The sequence below is a fragment of the Bradyrhizobium sp. S3.7.6 genome, assembly GCF_054061875.1.
The window spans coordinates 2,695,659-2,718,241 of sequence record NZ_JBSSEQ010000001.1 but is presented as its reverse complement, the minus strand read 5'-3'; the positions used below and the strand labels follow the sequence as shown (position 1 = coordinate 2,718,241).

Sequence of the window (22,583 nt, the reverse complement as noted above, 5' to 3'; positions counted from 1 at the left end):
CTGCATGGTTCGAGACGGCGCTACGCGCCTCCTCGCCATGAGGGTCAGTCAGTTCAGGAGCCGCGGCCCGACTTCACGATCCCCGCGATGAAGAGGTCGATCACCCCTTCCGCCATCCGCTCGGTCTCGCCCTCCTCCACCCCCCAGCGCGGAAAGTGGCCGTCGAGGTTCATCCGGGCAAAGCCATAGACCAGGGCGCGGCCGGCGATCTGGATGCGCTTGAGGTCGGCCGACCGCAGCAGGCCCTGCTCCGCCGCGTCTGCCAGCATCCGTTCGGTCAGAGCGATCAGCTCGGCATTGTCGCGCGTCAGCTCCGCGGAGCTGCCATGGGCGAAGTAGCGCCCCGTGGAGATGATCTCGAAATGCGCGGGGTTGCGCGTCGCCCAGCGCAGGTAAGCGAGCCCGAAGGCGCGGAAGCGGCCGAGCGGGTCGGTGGCCGGCGCCTGATCCAGCGCCACCTCGATCTCGGCGCGAAAGCGCCGCTGCGCCTCCCCGGCCACCGCCGCCATCAGCGCGTCGCGGTTGGGGAAGTGCCGGAACGGCGCCCCCGGCGAAACCGCGGCCCGGCGTGCGGCCTCGCGCACCGAGACTTCGGCACCCTCCGCCGCCAGTTGCAACGCAGCATCGATCAGCACGCGGCGGAGGTCACCGTGATGATAGGGCCGGGCTTCCGGCGTTTGGCGGCGGGCGCGCGGCTTGGACGGCTGTCGGGCGGGCATGGCGCTGCCTAGCATCACCCGAACGTGAATGTAAGCACCGATTACACCGTTGACGATTTCGCCAGCCTGAAATGTAATCAATGCTTACATTAGGGAGGAGACCGCCATGTCACAACGCCAAAACTGGTTCGAGGGCTGGCGGCTGCTCGCCGTGCTCACCCTGAGCCTGATCGCGCTCAGCCTGTGGATCGCGTCGATGCGGCAGTTCGAGGTCGAGGGCGTACGGATGGTGATCCGTTTCACGGCGCGAAGCTCGCTGCTGCTATTCTGCCTTGCCTTCAGTGCAGCGGCGCTCGCCCGGCTGTGGCCAAACGCCTGGACCCGCTGGCAGCGCCGCAACCGCCGCGATCTGGGCCTGAGCTTTGCGGCCTCCCACGCCATCCACGCAGTTGCGATCGTTGCCTTCGCCAAAATGGACCCGGCCGGCTTTGTGGACGCCACCTCGGCCGCCTCCTACATCTTCGGCGGCATCGGCTATGCGTTCATCATCGCCATGAGCGCGACCTCGTTCGACCGCACCGCCGCGCTGCTCGGACCGCAGGCCTGGCGCGTGCTGCACCTCGTGGGCGGCTATTACCTCTGGTTCCAGTTCATGGTGTCGTTCGGCAAGCGCGTGCCGGCGATGCCGCTCTATGCCGCCTTCCTCATTCCGCTGCTCGCCGTGATGGCGCTGCGGCTGATCGCGATGGCCGCCCACCCCCGCCGACGGACGGCCGAAGCGAGCTGAACGTCGATCAGCCCTGCGGCAGGAACCCCAGGCGCTTGGCGATGATGCGATCAACCGTCCGTTTCGGCAGCAATGCGCCGACCAGATGGCGCAACGGATCCGGCGTGATCTGGTAGCGCACCTTGGGGCTCGCGGCGGTCAGCGCCTCGAACACGATTTCGGCGATCCGCTCGGCCGGCAGACCCTTCGCACCGAGGTCCATCATGAACGCCATGACCTTGTTCAGCGCCGGCAGATAGGGCGAGTTCTGATAGACGGAGAGATCGATCTCTTCGGCCTTGCTCCAGATCGGCGTCTTCACTGCGCCCGGGGCGACGATGATGACGTCGATCCCGAACAGCATCAGCTCACGCCGCAGGCTCTCCGACAGGCCTTCTATGGCGTGCTTGGAGGTGCAGTAAGGCGCCGACAGCGGATTGCCGTTCTTGCCGGCGACCGAGCTGATCATCACGATCCGCCCCTTCGGCCCCTTCAGCGACGGGTCCGCGCCGAGCAGCGGCCCGAAGGCTTGCGTCGCGATGACCGGGCCGATGACGTTGATGTCCATCTGGCGGCGGAAATCGTCGACCGATAATTCCAGGACCGGCCCCGCGACCGCAATGCCGGCATTGTTGACGAGCCCCGCCAGCGTCTCGCCAGCCAGCGCCTCGCGAACCTGGCGCGCAGCGGCGAGCACGGCGGCCTCGTCGGTAACGTCGAACAGGAGCGGCGTGAAGTTCGCGCCGAACTCACCCCTGAGCCGGTCGGCGTCGGCCTGCTTGCGGACGCTGCCGAAGACGCGGTAGCCGCGCCCGATCAGAAATTTCGCAATGGCCCAGCCGATGCCGGTGGACGCGCCGGTGACGACGACAGATCGCATAGACCCCTCCCCTCAAGTTCCCGCGATCATGGAGAGAAGGATGTGTCAGCGCAATGCCACCCAACGCTCAAAGGGACGTCGCGGGTGTCGATTCTTAAGATGAAGCGGCGCGCGAGCTTCGCGACATGAGATTGAGTGCGCCCTGAAGATGCGGATGAAGAGCCGAATCCTTGACTCTGAAGACGCTGGGGTTTTGGCGATCGCGAGCTTTTGGAGAAGTCATGAAAACGACGCGAGACCAAGAATGTGGTTTAAGCGTCAGTTCTTCGTGCTCAGAGGGCACGTCAGCTCGCGAAGAATTTGAATGAAGCAGCAATGCTTCGCGCGAGATGAAAGGAGCGAGACCGCCGTTCGCGATCTCGCTCCGATGTAGTCGAGAAGGTTTAAAATTTGGTTTGGCGAGCGAAGCTTGTGTTTCGCTCGTCATTCCGGGGCGCGACGAAGTCGCGAACCCGGAATGACGGCGCAGCCGTCAGTTCTTGCTCTTGTCGACCAGCGCGCCCTTCTTGATCCAGGGCATCATGTCGCGCAGTTTCGCGCCGACTTCCTCGATCGGATGCGCGGCGAGCTTGGCGCGGGTCGCCTTGAACGAGGTCTGGTTGACCTTGTTCTCGAGCATCCAGTCGCGGGCGAACTTGCCGCCCTGGATGTCGGCGAGAACGCGCTTCATCTCGGCCTTGGTCTCCGCCGTGACGATGCGCGGACCGGTGACGTACTCGCCGTACTCCGCGGTGTTGGAGATCGAGTAGTTCATGTTGGCGATGCCGCCTTCATAGATCAGGTCGACGATCAGCTTCACTTCGTGCAGGCACTCGAAATAGGCCATCTCCGGGGCGTAACCGGCTTCGACCAGGGTCTCGTAGCCGGCCTTGATCAGCTCGACCAGGCCGCCGCAGAGCACGACCTGCTCGCCGAACAGGTCGGTCTCGCACTCTTCCTTGAAGGTGGTCTCGATGATGCCGGCACGACCGCCGCCGACGGCGGAGGCGTAGGAGAGGCCGAGGTCATGGGCGTTGCCCGAGACGTCCTTGGCGATCGCGATCAGGCAGGGCACGCCGCCGCCGCGCTGATATTCCGAACGCACCGTGTGGCCGGGGCCCTTCGGCGCGATCATGAGCACGTCGAGGTCGGCGCGCGGGTCGAGCAGGTTGAAGTGGACGTTGAGGCCGTGCGCGAACACGAGGGCGGCGCCCTTCTTCATGTTGTCGTGCAGGTGCTCACGATAAATGTCGCCCTGGAGCTCGTCCGGGGTCAGCATCATGACGAGGTCGGCCCATTTGGCGGCGTCGGCGACTTCCATCACCTTGAAGCCGGCGGCTTCCGCCTTCTTGACCGAGCCCGAGTCCTTGCGCAGCGCAATGGCGACTTCCTTGACGCCGGAGTCCTTGAGGTTGAGCGCATGGGCGTGGCCCTGGCTGCCATAGCCGACGATGGCGACCTTCTTGCCCTTGATCAGGTTCAGGTCGGCGTCGCGATCGTAATAAACACGCATGGTCGTTTCCTCGTTCAGGGCCAGAATCGGCCAAAGGTCAGTGTCCGAAGGGTGAAATTTGCGGATTTCGGGGGCTGTCTAGAGCATTTTCAGCCCCTAGGGAAACCCGTTTCTGCATGGAAATCCGCGACATCATGCATCCATGAAAACGGGGTAGAGGGAGGCGAGCAGCAGGAGCGCCATCACGATATTGAAGGCGCGGACCAGCCGCTCCGAGGTCAGTACCGGTCGTAGTGCAGTGCCGAACAAGGCCCAGACCACCGTCGAGACTGTGCCGACGAGCAGGCTGATCAGGGTCTGGATCGCGATGTTCAGGGGGAATTGGGCGATGGCGGCATAGGCGGTGATGGTGCCGATCACAATCACCCAGCCCTTGGCGTTGATCCACTGGAACATCGCCGCGCCCCAGAAGGTCATCGGGCCGCGGCCGTCCTCCTCGCCCCGCTTGGCCGGCCCCGAGAAGGCGATCACCGCGGCGAGGTAAATCAAGTAGGCGGCGCCGGCATATTTCAGGATGGTCTGGAGGATCGGATAGGCCAGAAACACCGTGCCGAGCCCGAGGCCGACGGCGCCGACCATGAAGGCGAAGCCGATCGTGATGCCGGCGATATGCGGGATGGTGCGGCGGAACCCGTAAGTCAGTCCCGACGACAGCAGCATGATGTTGTTCGGCCCCGGCGTGAAGAACATCACGAGGGCGAAGATGATGAAGGCATAGAGCAGCGACTGGGACATGCTCACCTCACGCGGTCTTCGGCAGCGGCTGCGGGCGTCTCGCCAGCACCATCACCGCGATGCCGCCGATGACCGTCAGCATCCCGGCCAGCCGCAACGGGCCGAACTTCTCGCCAAACACGATGCTGGAAGCAGCCGAGCCGACGAACGGCACCAGCAGCGCGAACGGCACCACTTGCGCTGCGGGATAGTCACGCAGCAGCCGGCCCCACAGCCAATAGGCGATGCTGGTCGAGATGGCGCCGATCGCCAGCAGGCAGACGAGGCCAGTCGGCGACATATGGATCAGCGACTGGAAGGTCGGCGCCGGCCCGTTGACGACCAGCGCCAGCGCGAACAGCGGCACGGCGGCGGTCAGGCAGAGCCAGGCGAACAGGTCGAACATCGGCGCGCCACGGGCGCGGCGCAGCAGGAGATTGCCGACGGCAAAGCAAATCGGGGCGATCATCAGCACCGCGAAGGCACCAACGCTGAAATCGTAACCGACGGTACCGCAGATCAAGAGCAGGCCGACTGCGGCGACGACGATGCCAAGCGTCTGCACCGGCGTCGGCCGCTCGCCAAATGCGATCGCGGCAAAGCCGATGGTGAACAACGCCTGGCTCTGCACGACGACAGAAGTCAGCCCCACCGGCACACCGTGGGCGATGCCATAGGCCTGGCTCAGGAACTGGCCGAGGAACAGCGTGAAGCTGATCGCGATCAGCAGCGACCAGGCGATCTTCGGCTTGGGAATGAACAGGCACGGCACCGCGGCAATGGTGAAGCGCATCGCCGTCATCAGCTCCGGCGAAAATTCGTCGAGCGCGATCCGGCTCGCCACGAAGGCAAGCCCCCAGATGACCGCCACCAGAATGGCGATGAGGATATCGGCCGGCTTCATTGTTGTTCTCGGTTCTGCTTTGTCGTGCAGCCCTGTTTGTTGTTCGGTTCTAGCCTTGCTCGCCGGCTTTCGGTTTCCGCAGCAGATAAGTACCGTGCATGGGCGCGTGGTAGTCGACCGAGACCAGCGTGAAGCCGACATCGGTCAGCATCCGCTCCATCACCCAGCCGAAGGTGGAATATTCGTCGCGCATGTGCGTGACGACGCTTTCGCGCGAAAAATCGTGGTTCTTGATATGGAAGTCGGCCCATTGCTCGACGTCGCGCTCGATGGCGTCGGGCATCGAGGCGTAGACGATGTCGCGCAGATAGAAGCTCGCGCCCGGCTTCAGTGCACGATAGATCCGCGACATCGCCACCGCCTTCCAGAAATCCGGCAGATGGTGCAGCGTGAACTCGCTGACGATCAGATCGTAGGATTCCGGCCGGTAGGCGAAGCTGAGCAAGCCGGCGGACTGCGTGCGCACCGGCGCCTTGCGGTCGCGGGCGTAGATCTCGGCCAGCGCCAGCATCGCCGGCGAGATATCGATGGCGTCCACCTCGGCACCCATCAGAGCCGCTTCGGTCGCGAGCACGCCGTTGCCGCAGCCGATATCCGCGATGCGCCAGCCGCGCTGCACCCCGAGCATTTTTAGCGCGGCGCGCGCCCGCAGATCGGCATCGTCATGGGCGTCGTAGATCGAGGCCACTGCGGGCTCGATCCCCATCCGGTTGCGCTCGTTATAGTACCAGTCGCGCGCCAGCATGGCTCACATCCCCTCAGGCCCGCGGCCGATCGCGGCAACGCCGGTGCGCGACACCTCGACAAGGCCGAGCGGGCGCATCAGGTCGATAAACTGATTGATCTTGTCAGTATTGCCTGTGATCTCGAACACAAAGCTCTCGGTGGTGGCGTCGATCACGCGGGCGCGGAACGCATCCGCCAGCCGCAGCGCCTCGACGCGATACTCGCCCTGCCCGCGCACCTTCACCATCGCAAGCTCGCGCTCGATCGAGCGCTTGGTCAGGGTCATGTCGACGACGCGATAGACCGGGATCATGCGGTCGAGCTGGTGCTTGATCTGCTCGATCACCATCGGCGTGCCCGTGGTAACGATGGTGATGCGCGACAGGTGCTTCTGGCTCTCGGTCTCCGAGACGGTGAGACTTTCGATGTTGTAGCCGCGCCCGGAGAACAGCCCGATGACGCGCGCGAGCACGCCCGGCTCGTTCTGCACGAGCACCGAGAGCGTATGCGTCTCGTTGGGATCGTGGCGGTCCTCGATGAAATAGGCGGATGCCGGCTGGTTCATGGTCGTCCCCTCTTGTCTCTCCGTCACGCCATCGCTGGCGCCTCTGCCCCGACCCAACTGCGGAACAGATCGAAATCGATATTGCCGCCGGACAGCACGAGACCGACGCGCTTGCCTGACAGCTTGTTCTTTTCCTGAAGCGCCGCAGCGAGCGCGGCGGCGCCGGCGCCTTCGGCGAGATTGTGCGTGTCGGTCCAGTAGGCGCGGATCGCGGCGGCGACCTCGTCGTCGGAAACCTGCACGATGCGCGCGGCACCCTTGCGGATCAGTGCGAACGCGTCTGCATCGGGAATGCGCGTTGCCATGCCGTCGGCCAGCGTGTTGCTGGTCTTCGTCGTCACGACCTTGCCGGCCGCGAACGACAGCGCGTAGGACGGCGCTTCGGTGGACTGCACGCCGACGATCTCGGTCTTCAGGCCGAGCAGGTCACGCGCCATGATGCAGCCGGAGATTCCAGAGCCCTGTCCGATCGGCACATAGAGAACATCGAGATCCGGCGCCGTCCGGAACAGTTCGAGCGCATAGGTGGCGACGCCGAGCACGAGATCCGGATGGAACGACGGCACCATGTGCAGGCCGGTAAATTGGGCGCGCCGTTGCGCCTCTTCGGCGGCCGCCTGAAAGTCCTCGCCATGCTCGACGAGCTCGGCGCCAAACGCCTTCATCGCCCGGTTCTTCTCGACCGAGTTGCCGCGCGGCACGTAAATCACTGCCGGCACGCCGTGACGGCTCGCGGCAAAGGCCAGGCTCTGGCCGTGATTGCCGCGCGTCGCCGAGATGATGCCCGGAATGTTCGGCCGCTCGCGCTTCAGCCGTTCGAGATAGACGAGACCGCCGCGCACCTTGAAGGCGCCGATCGGCGTGTGGTTCTCGTGCTTGACGATGACCTGCGTCCCGAGGCGCTCGGCGAGCAGCGGCCAGCCGCGTGCCGGCGTCTCCGGCACCGCCTGTCCCACGATCGCATGTGCGCGCTCGAGCTCCGTCAGGTCGAACATGACGTCACACCAGCGCCTTGCCGCCGGCGAACGCCTTTGCCGTGGCCTCGTCGTTCGCCTGCTCGGGCAACAGCATCTCGTTATGCGCCTTGCCGGAGGGGATCATCGGGAAGCAGTTTTCGAGCGCCGCGACGCGGCAGTCGAACAGCACCGGACGCTTGACCGAGATCATCTCCTGGATGGCGCCGTCGAGATCGGAGGGCTTGTGCACCTGGATGCCGACGCCGCCATAGGCTTCTGCGAGCTTGACGAAATCCGGCAGCGCCTCGGAGTAGGAATGCGACAGCCGGTTGCCATGGAGCAGTTGCTGCCACTGCCGCACCATGCCCATGTACTGATTGTTCAGGATGAAGATCTTGATCGGCAGCTCGTACTGCACCGCCGTCGACATCTCCTGCATCGTCATCTGCACCGAGGCGTCGCCCGCGATGTCGATGACGAGGCTGTCGGGATGGGCAACCTGCACGCCGACCGCGGCCGGCAGGCCGTAGCCCATGGTGCCGAGACCGCCCGACGTCATCCAGCGATGCGGCTCCTCGAAGCCGAAGAACTGCGCCGCCCACATCTGGTGCTGGCCGACTTCCGTCGTGATGTAAGTGTCCTTGCCGCGCGTCGCCTCGAACAGGCTCTGGATCGCGTGTTGCGGCAGGATCACGTCGTTGCTCTTCTTGTAATAGAGCGAGTTGCGGGCGCGCCACTGCGCGATCTGCTGCCACCAGGCCTTGATGTCGGGCTTCTTCGCTTCCGCCTTGAACACCTGGAGGATATCGCCGAGGATGTTGCCGCAGTCGCCGATGATCGGCACGTCGACACGGATGTTCTTGTTGATCGAGGACGGATCGATGTCGATGTGGATCTTCTTCGAGCCGGGCGAGAACGCGTCGACGCGGCCGGTGATGCGGTCGTCGAAGCGCGCGCCGACGCACAGCATGACGTCGCAATCATGCATGGTCATGTTGGCTTCATAGGTGCCGTGCATGCCGAGCATGCCGAGCCAGTTCTTGCCCGACGCCGGATAGGCACCCAGGCCCATCAGCGTGGAGGTGATCGGGAAGCCGGTGACCTCGACCAGTTCGCGCAGGAGCTTGGTCGCCTCGGGGCCGGAATTGATCACGCCGCCACCGCTGTAGATCACAGGGCGCTTGGCGTTCGCGAGCAGCGACACGGCCTTGCGGATCTGCGTCGCGTCGCCCTTCACGCGCGGCGCGTAGGAGCGGTGCACGTCCGACTTGCGCGGCGGATGATAGGTGCCGGTCGCGAACTGCACGTCCTTGGGCACGTCGACGAGCACCGGGCCGGGACGGCCGGAGGTCGCGACATAGAAGGCCTCGTGCAGCACCTTGGCGAGATCGTTGACGTCGCGCACCAGCCAATTGTGCTTGGTGCAGGGCCGCGTGATGCCGACGGTGTCGCACTCCTGGAACGCGTCGTTGCCGATCAGATGCGTCGGCACCTGGCCGGAGATGCAGACCAGCGGGATCGAGTCCATCAGCGCGTCGGTCAGCGGCGTCACCATGTTGGTGGCGCCGGGTCCGGAGGTCACCAGCGCAACGCCCGGCTTGCCGGTCGAGCGCGCATAGCCCTCGGCGGCGTGGCCCGCGCCCTGCTCGTGGCGGACCAGGATGTGCTGGACCTCGCTCTGCTGGAAGATCTCGTCATAGATCGGAAGCACGGCGCCACCGGGATAGCCGAAAATGTCGGTCACGCCATGATCGATGAGCGCGCGAACGATCATCGCGGCGCCGGTCATCTGGTTCGGATCGTGGCTCTTGTCGCTCATTGTCTTGCTCCGGATGCGCTGTTGTCAGCGGCTTCGTTCGTGTCGGGTTCGGGAAATAAAAAAGGCCCCGAAGAGGGCCCATGCACACCGCCTGTCTTGTGGATGGCAGCTAGCCACCCCCGGCGGTGTGCCTGGGTACGACGGCGATAAGGAGTTTGGTAATAATGTTACGCATGGCAGGTGCCCAGCTTCCCAAAGGTTGCGCGAAACATAACGGTCAAAGCCCGGATGTCAAGGCAATGCGACCGTTCCCGCGCGATTTTGGCAATGTAGCGGTGTTCCCAGGGTTCGGCGAGAGGTAAATTCGGGAACCCGGGTACAAAAGCGCGTCAGCCGGGGTCTCGGGCCGCATTCACGATGGCGGCAAGCCACCCCCTCGCCTCCTCCGGCTTCACCCATTCGAACTCGGGCAGTTGATGCCGGAACCAGGTGAATTGCCGCTTGGCGTAGTGGCGGGTGTCGGCACGACCGATCGTGGCCGCCTCGTCCAGGCCGATCTCACCGCGCAGATGCCGGATCAGGGCCGGCACGCCATGGGCTTTCATCGCCGGCAGCAGCGGATCGAGATGTCTGGCGGCGAGCCACTCCACCTCCCTCAACGCGCCGGCACCGAGCATGGCATCGAAACGGGCATCGATGCGGGCATAGAGCTCGTCGCGCTCGGGGGCGAGAAACACCGCGCGAAAACTGTCCTTGGGCAGCAGCGGCGGCTGGCCTTCATGGTGCCAGTCGAGCAGCGAACGGCCCGTCGCTTCGACCACTTCGAGCGCGCGCGCGATCCGGGTGCGGTCGCGCAGGTTCAATCGTTCGGCGGCGCGCGGATCACGGCGTGCAAGTTCCTCATGCAGCGCCTCGACGCCGTTCCGCTCCAGCCGCGCGCGCACGTCGTCGCGGACTTCGGCGGGGATCGGCGGCACCACCGAGAGGCCCGCCGTCAGCGCCTTGAAATAAAGGCCCGTGCCGCCGATGAAGATCGGCAGGCGGCCTTCGGCTTTCGCCTCTTCCAGCGCCTTCGTCGCGTCGACCACCCATGCGCCGGCGGAGAAATTCACGGCCGCATCGATGTGGCCGTAGAGACGGTGCGGCGCGCGTCCTTCCTCGCCATGTGTGGGGCGCGCGGTGATGATGCGGAGGTCACGATAGACCTGCATGGAATCGGCATTGATGACGATTCCGCCCGTACTCAGGGCAAGCTCGAGCGCCAGCGCCGACTTGCCGCTGGCGGTCGGGCCTGCGATAAGCACGGCCTTGCCAACATGTCTTCTGCTGACTTGTCCCTCGCTCACGAAAACCTCAATGTCCCTCGTCGCCACGCTGATCTGCAATCCCGACAATCCCGCGCTCGACAGCACCATCGTCGACGGCGCCCGCGCCGTGCTGCCCCAGGCGCAACCTGCGCACTGGCTGTTCGACGGGGTTGCGGTCGACATTCCCTTCGGCGCGCAGGATAACCTGCAAGGCGACCGTCACGCCATCGAACAGCGGTTGCGCGAGCTTCGCGGCGACCTTCCCATCGACATCGTGGTGCAGCCAGTCGGCTTCCGGCGCAAGAAGCTTTTTCTCGCCGACATGGATTCCACCATGATCGGCCAGGAATGCATCGACGAGCTCGCCGATCTCGTCGGGATGAAGGCCCACGTGGCGGCCATCACGGAACGCGCGATGCGCGGCGAGATCGAGTTCGAGCCGGCGCTACGCGAGCGCGTCGCGCTGCTGAAGGATCTTCCCGCCAGCGTGGTCGACGAGGTGCTGGCCAAGCGCATCACGTTGACGCCGGGCGGCCGCGAACTGGTCGCGACCATGCGCGCCCACGGCGCCTATACCTGTCTCGTCTCCGGCGGCTTCACGCTGTTCACGCGCGCGGTCGCCGCCAAGATCGGCTTCCAGGAGAACCGCGCCAACGAGCTCGTCGTCCGCGACGGCAAGTTCACCGGCGAGGTCAAGGAGCCGATTTTGGGCCGCGCGGCGAAGCTTGCGACGCTGGTGGACCTGATGGAGTCGTTCGATCTCGACGACATCGACTCCGTCGTGGTCGGCGATGGCGCCAACGATCTCGCGATGATCCAGGCGGCGGGACTGGGCGTGGCGTATCACGCCAAGCCAGCGGTCGCGGCTGCGGCCGCCGCGCGGATCGACCATGGCGATCTCACCGCGCTGCTCTACGCGCAGGGGTATCGGCGGGACGAGTTCGTGGAGGCTTAGCCTCTCCCGTCGTCAGCACTTGCGGCACGCCCAGCGGCCGTAGGGTGGGCAAAGGCGCACTTGCGCCGTGCCCACCACTCTTGTCGCGATGGTGGAGAGATGGTGGGCACGCTTCGCTTTGCCCACCCTACTGGATTGTGCGGCGACTACTGCACGCTCAGCGCCACGAAGCGCAATTCGCCGTCGGCGTTGGAGACGAGCAGCAGCACGGACTTCTTGCCGTCCTTCTTGAGCTGGTCGACCCGCTTCTGGATGTCGGCGCCGCTGGAGACGGCCTCCTGCGCAACCTCGACGATGACGTCGCCGGCGGAGAGGCGCTTCTCGGCAGCGTCCGAATTGGCGTCGACATTGGTGACAACCACGCCCTTGACGCTGTCCTTGATCTTGTAGCGCGTGCGCAAATCCTTGCTGAGCGCGGCAAGATCGAGACCGAGCGCCTTCTGCGTCACCGGCTTCTCGGGCGCCGGCTCGTCGGTCTTCACCGCGGCCTGCACCTTGTCGGGATCCTGGAGACGGCCGAGCGTGACCTTCTTGGTCTCCTCCTGGCCCTTGCGGATGATGACGACATCGACTTCCTTGCCGACCGCCGTGTCGGCGACGACGCGGGAGAGATCCTTGGGATCCTTGACGTCCTTGCCGTCGAACTTGACGACGACGTCGCCGGGCTCGATGCCGGCGGGCTTGGCCGGGCCCTTGTCATCGACGCCGGCGACCAGCGCGCCGCGCGCGGGCTTGATGTTGAGACTCTCGGCGATCTCGTCGGTGACGCTCTGGATGCGCACGCCGAGCCAGCCGCGGCGCAGTTCGCCGAACTGGCGGAGCTGGTCGACCACGGCGACAACCGTCTTCGAGGGCACGGCAAAGCCGATGCCGATCGAGCCGCCGGAGGGCGAGATGATCAGCGTGTTGACGCCGATGACGTCGCCATCGAGGTTGAACAGCGGACCGCCGGAATTGCCGCGGTTGATGGAAGCGTCGGTCTGGATATAGCTGTCATACGGCCCCGAGGAGATGTCGCGGTTCTTGGCCGAGACGATACCGGCCGTCACCGTGCCGCCGAGGCTGAACGGATTGCCGATCGCGATCACCCAGTCGCCGAGGCGCAGCTTGTCGGAGTCGCCGAACTTTACGGCCACCAGCGGCTTCGGCGGCTTGATCTTCAGCACGGCGAGGTCGGTCTTCTTGTCGACGCCAACCAGGTCGGCCTTGATCTTGGTGCCGTCGTTGAGGATGACGTTGATCTCGTCGGCGTCCGCGATGACGTGGTTGTTGGTGACGACGACGCCCGCGGTGTCGATGATGAAGCCGGAGCCGAGCGAGTTGGTCTTGCGGGGCGGGTTGTCACCGCGCTCGCCGCCCTTGCTGCCGCCGCCGGGGCCGCGGCGGTTCTTGAAGAAGTCGTCGAAGAACTCCTCGAAGGGCGAGCCGGGCGGCAGTTGCGGCATGGTGTTGCTGCCGCCGCTGCCGCCCTTGGCTTCGACGGTCTGCGAGGTCGAGATGTTGACGACCGCGTCGATCACCTTCTCGGCGACGTCGGCGATCCCGTCCGGGCCACGCGCAAGGGCCGGCGTGCCGAACGCGCTGAATGCACTGACGGCGAGCGCGGCCAGCCCTAAGCGCAAGCGGGTCGGGGCAATGGTGGCAGCGGTCATTGGTATCTCCAGAGAAAAGGATCAGGCGCCAAGGATTCGCCTCCAAGACTGCGCTCGAACGGGGGGACGGCGCAAGCGCGGAGCTTAACGGGCCTCAAGACCCGGATAATACGGCGAAAACCAGTCTCTCGCCTTCACTTTGGCGTTGGCGTGACGCCTAAATCGGACGGCGCATAACCCAGATCAAGACCAGGCCGGCCACGGCCGAACCGATCCCAACGGCCCGCAGGATATTGTCCGGCGTGGCGATGGCGCTTTTCATGGCCTTCCGCATCCAGTTGGGACTTGCCGCGAACATCAAGCCTTCCAGCACGAACAGGATGCCTAAGCCGATGAGGAAGTCGGCGAACGCAATGGACCTCATCGGAATGGAACCTCCCGTTGTGCTGTTCTTGTCTGGACGAAGGGCGGCAGAACTGCCGCCCTCTGTCTAGCTCACGGCTTCGCCGGCGTCTCGGTCGCCGTCTTGCCGGACGGGTTACCAAAGAACCGGAAGAAATCCGAGTCCGGCCGCAGCAGGAAGCGGGTGTCGTTTGCGCGCAGCCCGTTCTCATAGGCTGTCATCGACCGGTAGAAGGCGAAGAAGTCGGCGTCCTTGCCGTAGGCTTCCGCGAACAGGCGGTTGCGCTCGGCGTCGCCGACGCCGCGGATCTGCTCGGCCTGCGATTTGGCTTCCGCCTCGATCACGGTCGCCTCGCGGTCGGCCTTGGAGCGGATCTCCTGTGCCTTCTGGCCGCCCTGCGCACGGAACTCGGCGGCTTCACGCTCGCGCTCGGTCTTCATGCGCTGGTAGACCGCCTGGCTGTTCTGCTCCGGCAGGTCGGCGCGGCGGATCCGGACGTCGACGACCTGGATACCGTAGCCGTCGGCCTCGCGATCGAGCTGGTCGCGGATGCGCTGCATCAGCTTCTCGCGGTCGTCGCGCACCACGTTGATGAAGGTGACCTCGCCGAGCACGCGGCGCAGCGCCGCGTTCAGGAGCGTGGTGAGCTGGATGTTGGCAGCTTGGATCGAGCCGACGCTCTGGTAGAAGCGTAGCGCGTCCTTGATGCGGTAACGCGCGAAGGCGTCGACCACGAGCCGCTTCTGGTCGGACGCGATCGCTTCCTGCGACGGGTTCTCCAGATCGAGGATCCGCTTGTCGATGTTGATCACCGAATTCCACGGCGCCTTGAAGTGCAGGCCGGGCGCGGTGACGACGTCGACGGGACGGCCGAACTGCAGCACGATGGTCTGCTCGGTCTGTTGCACCGTGAACAGCGACATGTAGCCGACGATCACGACGAGCAGGAGGGCGAGCAGCGTGACGATACCTGTGACCGGAGACCTCATCGGTTGCCTCCGCTCGACTGCTGACCGGTGGTAGGCGGCCGCTTGGTCGTCAACTCACTGAGCGGCAGATAGGGCACGACGCCCTGGCCCGAGGGGCCGCCGTCATAGACGAGCTTGTCGGCGCCGCCGAGCACGCGCTCCATCGTCTCCAGATAGATCCGTTCACGCGTCACGTCGGGCGCCTTCTTGTATTCCTCGTAAACCTTCAGGAAGCGCGAGCTCTGGCCCTTGGCCTCGGCGACCGTCTGCTCCCTGTAGCCTTCGGCGGCCTGCGTGATCTGCGCCGCACGTCCGCGTGCCTGCGGCACGACCTGGTTGGCGTAGGTCTGCGCCTCGTTCTGCAACTGCTCGAGATTGGCGCGCGCCGCCTGGACGTCGCGGAACGCGTCGATCACCTGCGCCGGCGGGTCGACCTTCTGCATCTGCACCTGGCTGATGAGAATACCGGCGCCGTAGCTGTCCAAAGTCCTCTGGATCAACTCCTGCACGCCCTGTTCAGTGACGTTGCGCGCACCGGTCAGGATCGGCTGGATCTGCGAGCGGCCGATCACCTCGCGCATCGCGCTCTCGGAGACCGCCTTCACGGTGCCTTCGGGATTCTGGATGTTGAAGAGGAAGTCGCCGACGCCGTCCGGCTTGATGCGCCAGAGCACGGTGAAGTCGACGTCGACGATGTTCTCGTCGCCGGTCAGCATCAGGCTCTCTTCCGGCACGTCACGAATGGAGCGGCCGCGTCGCGCCGGATCGTCGATCAGCGTCATGCCGATGGAGATCGTGTTGACGCGCAACGCCTTCGGCAGCAGCACGGTTTCGATCGGATAGGGCAGATGATAGTTCAGACCCGGCTGCACGGTGCGGACATGTTTGCCGAAGCGCAGCACGACGCCGAGCTCTTCGGATTGCACCCGGAAGAAGCCCGACAGCAGCCAGAACGCGATGATGAGCAGGACGATCAGCGTGATGCCGATGCCGGAGAAATAGCCGCCCGGCATGATCTGCTGGAGGCGGTCCTGGCCGCGCCGCAGAAGGTCTTCCAGATCCGGCGGCCTTGGCCCGACCGGTTGCGGGCCGTTGCCCCATGGTCCCTTCGGACCCGAGCCCCATGGGCCACCGCCCTGATTCTTCCACGGCATTCGACGCTCTCCTCGGCAGGGTGAAAATCGCCCCCGCCCGCTTTGTCCGGTCCGGCTTTATAGGGGACAGGCAAGTCCCTTACAACGCGGCCCGGGCTGTCCCTCGAGCTATGCTCGGGCACGAAAAAGTCAATGTAAACATTGACGAATGCGGTTAATTGCCCGCCCGCCGACGATATGTCACATAGGAGTAGTCGGCGCTGTCGTCGGGTCCGGCAGGATGCCGGATGCGCTCAACCTCATCCCACTCTGCCTTGTCGATGTCGAAATGCGTGTCGCCTTCGGGGCGCGCATGCACTTCGGTGATTTCGAGGCGATCGGCGCGATCGAGCCATTGCCGGTAGATCTCGGCGCCACCGATCACCGCGATCTCGGCGACCGAACGCCGCAGGGCATCGCCAAGCGCAACCGCGCCCGCATCGGCAGCCGATGTCGTGACGATGGCGCCATTGGCGCGATAATCCGCATCGCGCGTGATGACGATGTTGGTACGGCCAGGAAGCGGCCGGCGCAGGGTTTCGAAGGTCCTGCGGCCCATGATCACGGGCTTGCCGATCGTGAGCGCCTTGAAGCGCGCCATGTCGGATTTCAATCGCCACGGGAACCCGTTGCCGGCGCCGATGACGCCGTTCTCCGCGATCGCTACGACGAAGATGATCTCCATCAGGACGCGCTCCCTGCAAGTCGTGTCAGCGCGGGGCCGGTGACGCGGCACAGCGTCCAGTCGTCCATCATGACGGCGCCGAGCGATTTGTAGAACGCGATCGACGGCGCGTTCCAGTCGAGCACCGCCCATTGCAGCCGCGACCAGCCGTTGTCGACGCACTCCCTGGCGAGATAGACCAGCAGCGCCTTGCCGAGGCCCTTGCCCCGATGCGACGGCCGCACATAGAGATCTTCGAGATAGATGCCGTGACGGCCGCTGAAAGTAGAGAAATTGACGAACCAGACCGCAAAGCCGACGGGCTCGCCGTTCCACTCGGCAATGGCGCAATAGAGCTGCGGACGCTCGCCGAACAGCGCTTCCGCAATCATCGCCTCGGTCGCCTCGACTTCGTGCGAAAGCTTTTCGTATTCGGCAAGCTCGCGGATGAGAGCAAGAACCAGCCCGGCTTCACCGGCGCGCACGCGGCGGATGGTCAACGACATCTGCGTTAGACCGCGACTTCCGCCTTGATGTGCGGATGCGGGTCGTAGCCGACGAGCTCGAAATCCTCGTAGCGGAAGGAGAAGATGTCCTTCACATCGGGATTGATCCGCATCACCGGCAGCGTCCGCGGCGCGCGCGTGAGCTGGAGCCGCGCCTGCTCCAGGTGATTGGAATAGAGATGGGTGTCGCCGAGCGAGTGGACGAAGTCGCCGGGCTTCAATCCCGTGACCTGCGCCACCATCATGGTGAGCAGCGCGTAGGAAGCGATGTTGAAGGGCACGCCGAGGAAGACGTCGGCCGAGCGCTGATAGAGCTGGCACGACAATTTGCCGTTGGCGACATAGAACTGGAACAGCAGGTGGCAGGGCGGCAGCGCCATCTTCTCGACGTCGGCGGGATTCCAGGCGGTGACGATCAGCCGGCGCGAGTCCGGGGTGCGCTTGATCATGTCGATGACATTGGCGATCTGGTCGATGCTGCGCCCGTCGGCCGTGGGCCAGGAACGCCATTGACGGCCGTAGACCGGCCCGAGATCGCCATTGGCATCGGCCCACTCGTCCCAGATGGTGACGCCGTTGTCGCGCAGATATTTGATGTTGGTGTCGCCCTTCAGGAACCACAACAGCTCATGCACGATCGCCTTCAGCGGCAGCCGCTTGGTGGTCAGCATCGGGAAGCCGGCAGACAGGTTGAAGCGCATCTGATGGCCGAACACCGACAGCGTGCCGGTGCCGGTCCGGTCGGTCTTCTCGGCGCCGTCTGAAAGAATCCGCTCGAGCAGGTCCTGATACTGGTGCATGTGCCATTGAGCCTTTGGGGAGGCGGCGAACTTAACGGCGCGCCCCGCGCTACGACAGCAGCGATTCGCTGTTTAAGCCCATTATACCCCGAAAAGTGACTGTTCCCGGTGCAAACAACAAGAGGCGGAACTTGCGTCCCGCCCCTCGCCTATCGGCTTGAAAGTGCTCGTTAAGTTGCCGGCTTGAGCACCGGGGTCCACTTCGCGATCTCGTTCTTGACGAGGGTCGCCAGCGCCTCCGGCGTCCGGTCCTTGGGCCCCGGAATGACGCTGCCGAGCTCGAGCAGGCGCTTCTTCACCGTCTCGTCGTCGAGCGCCTTGATGGCGGCGGCATTCAGGCTCGCGATGATCGCGGGCGAAGTTCCCTTCGGCGCGAACATCGCGTTCCAGGCCTGGGCCTGGAAGGCAGGCAGGCCAGCCTCCGCCGTCGTCGGCACGTTCGGCAGCGACGGATTGCGCTCGGCCGTCGCGATCGCATAGGCCTTGATGGTGCCGGCATTGATCTGCGGCACCGCATTGACGATCTGGTCGCACATGTAATCGACCTGTCCGGCCACCAGCGCATTCATCGCGGGGCCCGTGCCGTTGAAGGGCACGCCGACCGGCTTGACGTCGAGGATCGAGTGCAGGAGCTCGCAGGAGACGTGCGAGACCGAGCCGACGCCGGCATGCGCGGCGTTGACCTTCTCGGCGTTCGCTTTCAAGTAGGCGACGAACTCCTTGAGATCTTTCGGCGGAAAGTCCTTGCGCGCCAGGATCAGGATCGGCGTGCCCGCGAGCAGCGCGACCGGCTCAAAATCCTTTTCCGGGTGGTAGGCGAGTTTCGGATAGAGCGGCACGGAGGCGGCATGCGTGCCCATATGCCCGGTAATGAGCGTATAGCCGTCATTGGCCGCGCGCGCAGCGCGCGTGGTCGCGGTGGTGCCGCCGGCGCCGACCACGTTCTCGATGATGATGCTCTGTCCGAGCGTCTGCGCCATGTGCCCGGTGACGATGCGCGAAATCACGTCGGTCGGTCCGCCGGCCGCGAACGGCACGATCATGGTGATGCTGCGCGTCGGATAGGTCTGCGCCTCCGCCGGTGCGACAAAGCCGCACAACGATGCGAACGCCGCAGCACATGCGCCCGCAAGCGCGCGAATGGAAGTCATCTCGATCCCCTCGGACGTAAAACAAAAATGCCGGCCACAGGGCCGGCATTTTCATTTCACGAAGCGGTCACACAAGTCGATTGGACTTCCGAATGCGGCGTGCGGACGCAGGGCGCCGCGACGACGCAGGCGCGGTCAGTTCTCGGATTCGGTGAACACCTCATCGCGCTTGGCGCGCAGCACGGGCAGGACCGTGAGGATCAGCAGAAACGCCGCGATCGCCAGCAGCACCGCCGACAACGGACGCGTCAGGAACACGCTCCAGTCGCCGCGCGAGATCAGCAGCGCACGACGCAGGTTCTCTTCCATCAGCGGTCCGAGCACCATGCCGAGCAGCAGCGGCGCCGGCTCGAAATCGTGCTTGATCAGCCAGTAGCCGACCAGACCGAAGACGCCCGCGAGGATGACGTCGACCGGTGCGTTGTTCACCGAGTAGATGCCGATCGCGCAGAAGATCACGATCGAGGGGAACATCAGCCGGTAAGGCACGCGCAGCAGCCGCACCCAGATTCCGACGAGCGGCAGGTTGATGATGATCAGCATCAGATTGCCGATCCACATCGAGGCGATCATGCCCCAGACCAGATCCGGCTGCTTCTGCATGACCTGCGGGCCCGGCACGATGCCATGGATGGTCATCGCGCCGACCATCAACGCCATCACCGCGTTCGGCGGGATGCCGAGCGTCAGCAGCGGAATGAACGATGTCTGCGCCGCAGCGTTGTTGGCGCTTTCCGGCCCCGCCACGCCCTCGATCGCGCCGCGGCCGAACCGCGACGGGTTCTTGGCGAGCTTCTTCTCGAGTGTATAGGCGGCAAACGACGCGATGACCGCGCCGCCGCCCGGCAGAATGCCGAGGATCGAGCCGAGCACCGTGCCGCGCAGGATCGCAGGCGCCGAGTCGGTCAGGTCTTTCCTTGTCGGCATCAGGCCGGTGATCTTCTGCTGCACGAGATCGCGATTCATCTCGGCGCCGGCGTCGAGATTGCGGATGATCTCGGCGAAGCCGAATACACCCATCGCCACCGTCGCGAAGCCGAGGCCGTCGGCGAGCTCCGGAATGTTGAAGGCCATGCGCGAGGCGCCGGTCTCGATGTCCGAGCCGACGATCGAGAGCAGCAGGCCGAACACGATCATCGCGATCGCCTTCAGCACCGAGCCTTTGGCCAGCACCACCGCGAAGATCAGGCCGAGCACCATCAGCGAGAAATACTCGGCCGGACCGAACGCCAGCGCGAGCTTCGTGAGCGGCGCGCCGAGGACGGCGATCAAGACGGTCGCAACGCAGCCGGCGAAGAACGAGCCGATCGCGGCGATCGCCAGCGCCGGGCCGGCGCGGCCCTGCTTGGCCATCTGGTGGCCGTCGATGGCGGTGACGACCGAGGTCGCCTCACCGGGTATGTTGACCAGGATCGACGTGGTCGAGCCGCCATACTGGGCGCCGTAATAGATGCCGGCGAGCATGATCAGCGCGCCGACCGGCGGCAGGCCGAAAGTGATCGGCAGCAGCATCGCGACCGTCGCGATGGTGCCGATGCCCGGCAACACGCCGACCAGCGTGCCCACGAGGGCGCCGATCAGGCACATCAGCAGGTTGATCGGAGAGAACGCGACGGCAAAACCGTGAGCGAGGTTGGCAAAGAGCTCCATTACACCCTCACTGAACCAGGAAACGCGGGAACATCGGCATCGGCAACCCGAGCACGTACGGGAACAGGATTGCGCAGCCGAGCGTCAGGCAGGCGCCGACGATGGCGGCCTCCAGCCAGCGCGTCTCATGCGAGCCCAGCGCTGCAATCATGAAGCTCACGAAGGCCGTGACCACGAGGCCGAGCGGCCGGATCGCCAGCGCGAAAAACAGGATCGCGACCATCACGAACAGCGGCCCGCGCCAGGAATAATGGGCCATCGCCGGCCCATCGGTCAGAAGGCCGGTCAAGGCGATGCCGGCCGACAAGGCCACCAGCAATCCACCGAACATCCGCGGTGCCGTGCCGGCGCCGAAGGAGAAGCCGCGCATGCCCTGCAGATCGCTCGACGCCCACAGCGCGAACAGGGCGAGCGCCATCAGGATGACGCCGCCGACATAATCCTGCGCCGACCGGATCGTCATGAACAGCGTGAGGATCGCCACTGCAAACAGTGGATAGGAATAGATCAGGGCCAGCAGCACATCGGATGATGCCTTCTTGGCGCCGCCACCGAACGATCCGAATATGGCACTGGGCGCGCCGGCGAGCAGCGCGGTCGCATGGCCGGTTACGACCTGCAGTGGGCCGCGCCCGGCACCCCAGCCGAAGATCGTCCCGATCGACCAGATGAATTCGAAAATCTGCGGCGCGATCGCCAGCAGGCAGAAGCCGATCGCCACCGAGGTGTTTCGGGTGGCAGTCGCCGAGTGGCCCATCGTGTCGGCCATGCTTGTCTCCTCCGCGACTCCTAAGTCACGAGCACTGTTGTTCTAATCGGCTGGAAAAGGATCCCCCGCCCGGATCACTGCCTAGCGATTTTCATTACACAATGCCAGCAAAACCAATCAGGCCTCCGGCGAGCAGAAGCCAGAGTGGATTGATGCGCGAGACGGACGCGAGCACTGCAACCGCCGCGGTCAGAAGCAGCGCAGCAAAGGTGCGATCGGTCGACTGGGCCAGGATCAGGGCGCTGGCTGCCATCAATCCAATCGATAGCGGAACCAGTGCAGTCTGAATCAAGGCGGGCCAGCGGGATTGGCTGGGCCGGCTCAGCAGACGGCTGACATAATAGGCAAGCAGCGCCGTTGGCAGGCACATCGCCAGCGTCGCCGCCAGCGCGCCGGGGATGCCGGCGACGGCATAGCCGATTAACGTGACGATAAGCACGTTCGGACCTGGCGAGAGCTGTGCGATCGCATAGGCGTCGGCGAACTGCTTCTCGGTCATCCAGTGATGCACGTCGACCGCGATGCGGTGCATCTCCGGTACCGCCGCCGCAGCGCCGCCGACTGCGAACAGCGACATTAGACCAAAGGTGGAGATCAGCGCCCAGATCGGGTTTTCGCTGTTCATGCTGCTACCTTCCGCCGCACCCAATATGTGACGCCGATACTGATTGGAATCGCGACCAGCAGCACCGCCTGGAGCGGCAGGCGAAGCACGCCGATCGCAACGAACACGCCGAGCATGAGAATGAGCACGACGACGTCCATCCGCTTGAGCAGGGGCATCATCATGCGAAAGACCACCGCGATCAGCAGCCCGACCGCCGCGCAGGAGATGCCCGCGAGGATCCGGCGCAGCACCTCCACATCGCCGAACCGGGCGTAGATGATCGCAAGCACGGTCATGATCACCGTCGGCGGCAGCAACAGCCCGGTAAAGGCGGCAACGCCGCCGGCGATGCCGCGCAGCCGCGACCCGAACACCATCGACAGGTTGACGATGTTGGGCCCGGGCAGGAAATGGCAGAGCGCAAAGGTCTCGTTGAACTCGTCCGCCGTCATCCAGCGGTGCTGATCGACGATGGCGTGGCGGGCAAACACCAGGACCCCGCCGAAGCCGGCCAGCGACATCCGGGCGAAGGCCAGGAACAGCGCGACGAGGCCGGGCGGAGGAGCGTGGGCGGCTGGATGGTCCGGCTCTTGGGCGGCCGGTGCTGAATCCGTGGACATGTCAGGAGCTTAGAACGCTGGCCGTCCCAGGGCCAAG

General features: G+C 64.9%; 24 protein-coding genes. 2 read left to right on the top strand and 22 right to left on the bottom strand.

Annotated features, from left to right (window positions below):
- Nucleotides 1-53: 53 nt before the first annotated feature.
- Entirely contained in the window at nucleotides 54-719 is a 666-nt protein-coding gene (locus ACVJ5M_RS12895; protein ID WP_354097216.1) for a TetR/AcrR family transcriptional regulator, read from the bottom strand.
- A gap of 106 nt (nucleotides 720-825) precedes the next feature.
- Between ACVJ5M_RS12895 and ACVJ5M_RS12890 the strand changes: the two genes are divergently transcribed.
- Nucleotides 826-1,446, top strand: coding sequence for a hypothetical protein (locus ACVJ5M_RS12890; RefSeq protein ID WP_231143045.1), 621 nt, complete (start codon nucleotides 826-828; stop codon nucleotides 1,444-1,446).
- Nucleotides 1,447-1,453: 7 nt separating this feature from the next.
- Here the strand turns inward: ACVJ5M_RS12890 and ACVJ5M_RS12885 are convergent, their stop codons facing one another.
- From ACVJ5M_RS12885 to miaA, 9 genes are all read right to left on the bottom strand, one after another.
- The gene (locus ACVJ5M_RS12885) at nucleotides 1,454-2,305 is read right to left on the bottom strand and encodes an SDR family oxidoreductase (RefSeq protein ID WP_231143047.1); all 852 of its coding nucleotides are present in this window, start codon (nucleotides 2,303-2,305) and stop codon (nucleotides 1,454-1,456) included.
- A gap of 472 nt (nucleotides 2,306-2,777) precedes the next feature.
- Nucleotides 2,778-3,797: a ketol-acid reductoisomerase gene (gene ilvC, locus ACVJ5M_RS12880; protein WP_063981628.1), complete on the bottom strand. Its 1,020-nt coding sequence runs from the start codon at nucleotides 3,795-3,797 to the stop codon at nucleotides 2,778-2,780.
- Between the two features lie 132 nt (nucleotides 3,798-3,929).
- Nucleotides 3,930-4,532, bottom strand: coding sequence for a LysE family translocator (locus tag ACVJ5M_RS12875; protein ID WP_085399752.1), 603 nt, complete (start codon nucleotides 4,530-4,532; stop codon nucleotides 3,930-3,932).
- 7 nt (nucleotides 4,533-4,539) lie between these two features.
- Nucleotides 4,540-5,415: an EamA family transporter gene (locus ACVJ5M_RS12870; protein ID WP_231143049.1), complete on the bottom strand. Its 876-nt coding sequence runs from the start codon at nucleotides 5,413-5,415 to the stop codon at nucleotides 4,540-4,542.
- A gap of 49 nt (nucleotides 5,416-5,464) precedes the next feature.
- Nucleotides 5,465-6,160, bottom strand: a complete 696-nt coding sequence (locus ACVJ5M_RS12865; RefSeq protein WP_014493065.1) for a class I SAM-dependent methyltransferase — start codon at nucleotides 6,158-6,160, stop codon at nucleotides 5,465-5,467.
- Between the two features lie 3 nt (nucleotides 6,161-6,163).
- Nucleotides 6,164-6,706 carry an acetolactate synthase small subunit gene (ilvN, locus tag ACVJ5M_RS12860; RefSeq protein WP_231143051.1) on the bottom strand — a complete coding sequence of 181 codons (543 nt, stop codon included), beginning with the start codon at nucleotides 6,704-6,706 and terminating at the stop codon, nucleotides 6,164-6,166.
- Nucleotides 6,707-6,729: 23 nt separating this feature from the next.
- On the bottom strand, nucleotides 6,730-7,701 hold the full coding sequence (locus tag ACVJ5M_RS12855; RefSeq protein ID WP_231143053.1) for a threonine dehydratase: 972 nt from the start codon (nucleotides 7,699-7,701) through the stop codon (nucleotides 6,730-6,732).
- 4 nt (nucleotides 7,702-7,705) lie between these two features.
- Entirely contained in the window at nucleotides 7,706-9,481 is a 1,776-nt protein-coding gene (locus ACVJ5M_RS12850) for an acetolactate synthase 3 large subunit (protein ID WP_063981624.1), read from the bottom strand.
- A 329-nt stretch (nucleotides 9,482-9,810) separates the two neighbouring features.
- Nucleotides 9,811-10,767 (bottom strand): tRNA (adenosine(37)-N6)-dimethylallyltransferase MiaA, encoded by a 957-nt coding sequence (miaA, locus tag ACVJ5M_RS12845; RefSeq protein ID WP_231143055.1) that lies wholly within the window; start codon nucleotides 10,765-10,767, stop codon nucleotides 9,811-9,813.
- Between the two features lie 10 nt (nucleotides 10,768-10,777).
- Here miaA and serB point away from each other — a divergent pair, with 10 nt between their 5' ends.
- Complete coding sequence (serB, locus tag ACVJ5M_RS12840) at nucleotides 10,778-11,683, top strand: phosphoserine phosphatase SerB (protein WP_085399727.1); 906 nt, start codon at nucleotides 10,778-10,780, stop codon at nucleotides 11,681-11,683.
- A 146-nt stretch (nucleotides 11,684-11,829) separates the two neighbouring features.
- Here the strand turns inward: serB and ACVJ5M_RS12835 are convergent, their stop codons facing one another.
- The 12 genes from ACVJ5M_RS12835 to ACVJ5M_RS12780 form a co-directional block, all read right to left on the bottom strand.
- The gene (locus tag ACVJ5M_RS12835) at nucleotides 11,830-13,335 is read right to left on the bottom strand and encodes a Do family serine endopeptidase (RefSeq protein ID WP_231143058.1); all 1,506 of its coding nucleotides are present in this window, start codon (nucleotides 13,333-13,335) and stop codon (nucleotides 11,830-11,832) included.
- Nucleotides 13,336-13,492: 157 nt separating this feature from the next.
- Entirely contained in the window at nucleotides 13,493-13,699 is a 207-nt protein-coding gene (locus ACVJ5M_RS12830; protein ID WP_025038031.1) for a DUF2065 domain-containing protein, read from the bottom strand.
- Between the two features lie 71 nt (nucleotides 13,700-13,770).
- A complete protein-coding gene (gene hflC, locus ACVJ5M_RS12825) occupies nucleotides 13,771-14,667 on the bottom strand; it encodes a protease modulator HflC (RefSeq protein WP_063981620.1) in 897 nt (298 codons plus the stop codon).
- Nucleotides 14,664-15,800, bottom strand: coding sequence for an FtsH protease activity modulator HflK (gene hflK, locus ACVJ5M_RS12820; RefSeq protein WP_063981619.1), 1,137 nt, complete (start codon nucleotides 15,798-15,800; stop codon nucleotides 14,664-14,666). The genes hflC and hflK overlap by 4 nt, the downstream gene beginning before the upstream one ends.
- A 154-nt stretch (nucleotides 15,801-15,954) precedes the next feature.
- Nucleotides 15,955-16,464 (bottom strand): dihydrofolate reductase, encoded by a 510-nt coding sequence (locus tag ACVJ5M_RS12815; protein ID WP_084794997.1) that lies wholly within the window; start codon nucleotides 16,462-16,464, stop codon nucleotides 15,955-15,957.
- Complete coding sequence (locus ACVJ5M_RS12810) at nucleotides 16,464-16,949, bottom strand: GNAT family N-acetyltransferase (protein ID WP_063981618.1); 486 nt, start codon at nucleotides 16,947-16,949, stop codon at nucleotides 16,464-16,466. The genes ACVJ5M_RS12815 and ACVJ5M_RS12810 overlap by 1 nt, the downstream gene beginning before the upstream one ends.
- 5 nt (nucleotides 16,950-16,954) lie before the next feature.
- Nucleotides 16,955-17,749 carry a thymidylate synthase gene (locus ACVJ5M_RS12805; protein WP_063981617.1) on the bottom strand — a complete coding sequence of 265 codons (795 nt, stop codon included), beginning with the start codon at nucleotides 17,747-17,749 and terminating at the stop codon, nucleotides 16,955-16,957.
- Nucleotides 17,750-17,919: 170 nt separating this feature from the next.
- A complete protein-coding gene (locus ACVJ5M_RS12800) occupies nucleotides 17,920-18,900 on the bottom strand; it encodes a tripartite tricarboxylate transporter substrate binding protein BugD (protein ID WP_063981616.1) in 981 nt (326 codons plus the stop codon).
- A gap of 135 nt (nucleotides 18,901-19,035) precedes the next feature.
- Nucleotides 19,036-20,550, bottom strand: a complete 1,515-nt coding sequence (locus tag ACVJ5M_RS12795) for a tripartite tricarboxylate transporter permease (RefSeq protein WP_028147708.1) — start codon at nucleotides 20,548-20,550, stop codon at nucleotides 19,036-19,038.
- A gap of 7 nt (nucleotides 20,551-20,557) precedes the next feature.
- Nucleotides 20,558-21,319, bottom strand: a complete 762-nt coding sequence (locus ACVJ5M_RS12790) for a tripartite tricarboxylate transporter TctB family protein (protein WP_071910507.1) — start codon at nucleotides 21,317-21,319, stop codon at nucleotides 20,558-20,560.
- Nucleotides 21,320-21,413: 94 nt separating this feature from the next.
- Nucleotides 21,414-21,944, bottom strand: a complete 531-nt coding sequence (locus tag ACVJ5M_RS12785; RefSeq protein WP_063981614.1) for a chromate transporter — start codon at nucleotides 21,942-21,944, stop codon at nucleotides 21,414-21,416.
- On the bottom strand, nucleotides 21,941-22,546 hold the full coding sequence (locus tag ACVJ5M_RS12780) for a chromate transporter (RefSeq protein ID WP_063981613.1): 606 nt from the start codon (nucleotides 22,544-22,546) through the stop codon (nucleotides 21,941-21,943). Before ACVJ5M_RS12780 ends, ACVJ5M_RS12785 begins: the two co-directional genes overlap by 4 nt.
- Nucleotides 22,547-22,583: the final 37 nt, after the last annotated feature.

Excerpts from the sequence above, each read along its gene's own strand:
- ACVJ5M_RS12895 (WP_354097216.1), bottom strand. The coding sequence starts at position 719 with ATGCCCGCCCGACAGCCGTCCAAGCCGCGCGCCCGCCGCCAAACGCCG.
- ACVJ5M_RS12890 (WP_231143045.1), top strand. The coding sequence starts at position 826 with ATGTCACAACGCCAAAACTGGTTCGAGGGCTGGCGGCTGCTCGCCGTG.
- ACVJ5M_RS12885 (WP_231143047.1), bottom strand. The coding sequence starts at position 2,305 with ATGCGATCTGTCGTCGTCACCGGCGCGTCCACCGGCATCGGCTGGGCC.
- ilvC (WP_063981628.1), bottom strand. The coding sequence starts at position 3,797 with ATGCGTGTTTATTACGATCGCGACGCCGACCTGAACCTGATCAAGGGC.
- ACVJ5M_RS12875 (WP_085399752.1), bottom strand. The coding sequence starts at position 4,532 with ATGTCCCAGTCGCTGCTCTATGCCTTCATCATCTTCGCCCTCGTGATG.
- ACVJ5M_RS12870 (WP_231143049.1), bottom strand. The coding sequence starts at position 5,415 with ATGAAGCCGGCCGATATCCTCATCGCCATTCTGGTGGCGGTCATCTGG.
- ACVJ5M_RS12865 (WP_014493065.1), bottom strand. The coding sequence starts at position 6,160 with ATGCTGGCGCGCGACTGGTACTATAACGAGCGCAACCGGATGGGGATC.
- ilvN (WP_231143051.1), bottom strand. The coding sequence starts at position 6,706 with ATGAACCAGCCGGCATCCGCCTATTTCATCGAGGACCGCCACGATCCC.
- ACVJ5M_RS12855 (WP_231143053.1), bottom strand. The coding sequence starts at position 7,701 with ATGTTCGACCTGACGGAGCTCGAGCGCGCACATGCGATCGTGGGACAG.
- ACVJ5M_RS12850 (WP_063981624.1), bottom strand. The coding sequence starts at position 9,481 with ATGAGCGACAAGAGCCACGATCCGAACCAGATGACCGGCGCCGCGATG.
- serB (WP_085399727.1), top strand. The coding sequence starts at position 10,778 with ATGTCCCTCGTCGCCACGCTGATCTGCAATCCCGACAATCCCGCGCTC.
- ACVJ5M_RS12835 (WP_231143058.1), bottom strand. The coding sequence starts at position 13,335 with ATGACCGCTGCCACCATTGCCCCGACCCGCTTGCGCTTAGGGCTGGCC.
- ACVJ5M_RS12830 (WP_025038031.1), bottom strand. The coding sequence starts at position 13,699 with ATGAGGTCCATTGCGTTCGCCGACTTCCTCATCGGCTTAGGCATCCTG.
- hflC (WP_063981620.1), bottom strand. The coding sequence starts at position 14,667 with ATGAGGTCTCCGGTCACAGGTATCGTCACGCTGCTCGCCCTCCTGCTC.
- hflK (WP_063981619.1), bottom strand. The coding sequence starts at position 15,800 with ATGCCGTGGAAGAATCAGGGCGGTGGCCCATGGGGCTCGGGTCCGAAG.
- ACVJ5M_RS12815 (WP_084794997.1), bottom strand. The coding sequence starts at position 16,464 with ATGGAGATCATCTTCGTCGTAGCGATCGCGGAGAACGGCGTCATCGGC.
- ACVJ5M_RS12810 (WP_063981618.1), bottom strand. The coding sequence starts at position 16,949 with ATGTCGTTGACCATCCGCCGCGTGCGCGCCGGTGAAGCCGGGCTGGTT.
- ACVJ5M_RS12805 (WP_063981617.1), bottom strand. The coding sequence starts at position 17,749 with ATGCACCAGTATCAGGACCTGCTCGAGCGGATTCTTTCAGACGGCGCC.
- ACVJ5M_RS12800 (WP_063981616.1), bottom strand. The coding sequence starts at position 18,900 with ATGACTTCCATTCGCGCGCTTGCGGGCGCATGTGCTGCGGCGTTCGCA.
- ACVJ5M_RS12795 (WP_028147708.1), bottom strand. The coding sequence starts at position 20,550 with ATGGAGCTCTTTGCCAACCTCGCTCACGGTTTTGCCGTCGCGTTCTCT.
- ACVJ5M_RS12790 (WP_071910507.1), bottom strand. The coding sequence starts at position 21,319 with ATGGCCGACACGATGGGCCACTCGGCGACTGCCACCCGAAACACCTCG.
- ACVJ5M_RS12785 (WP_063981614.1), bottom strand. The coding sequence starts at position 21,944 with ATGAACAGCGAAAACCCGATCTGGGCGCTGATCTCCACCTTTGGTCTA.
- ACVJ5M_RS12780 (WP_063981613.1), bottom strand. The coding sequence starts at position 22,546 with ATGTCCACGGATTCAGCACCGGCCGCCCAAGAGCCGGACCATCCAGCC.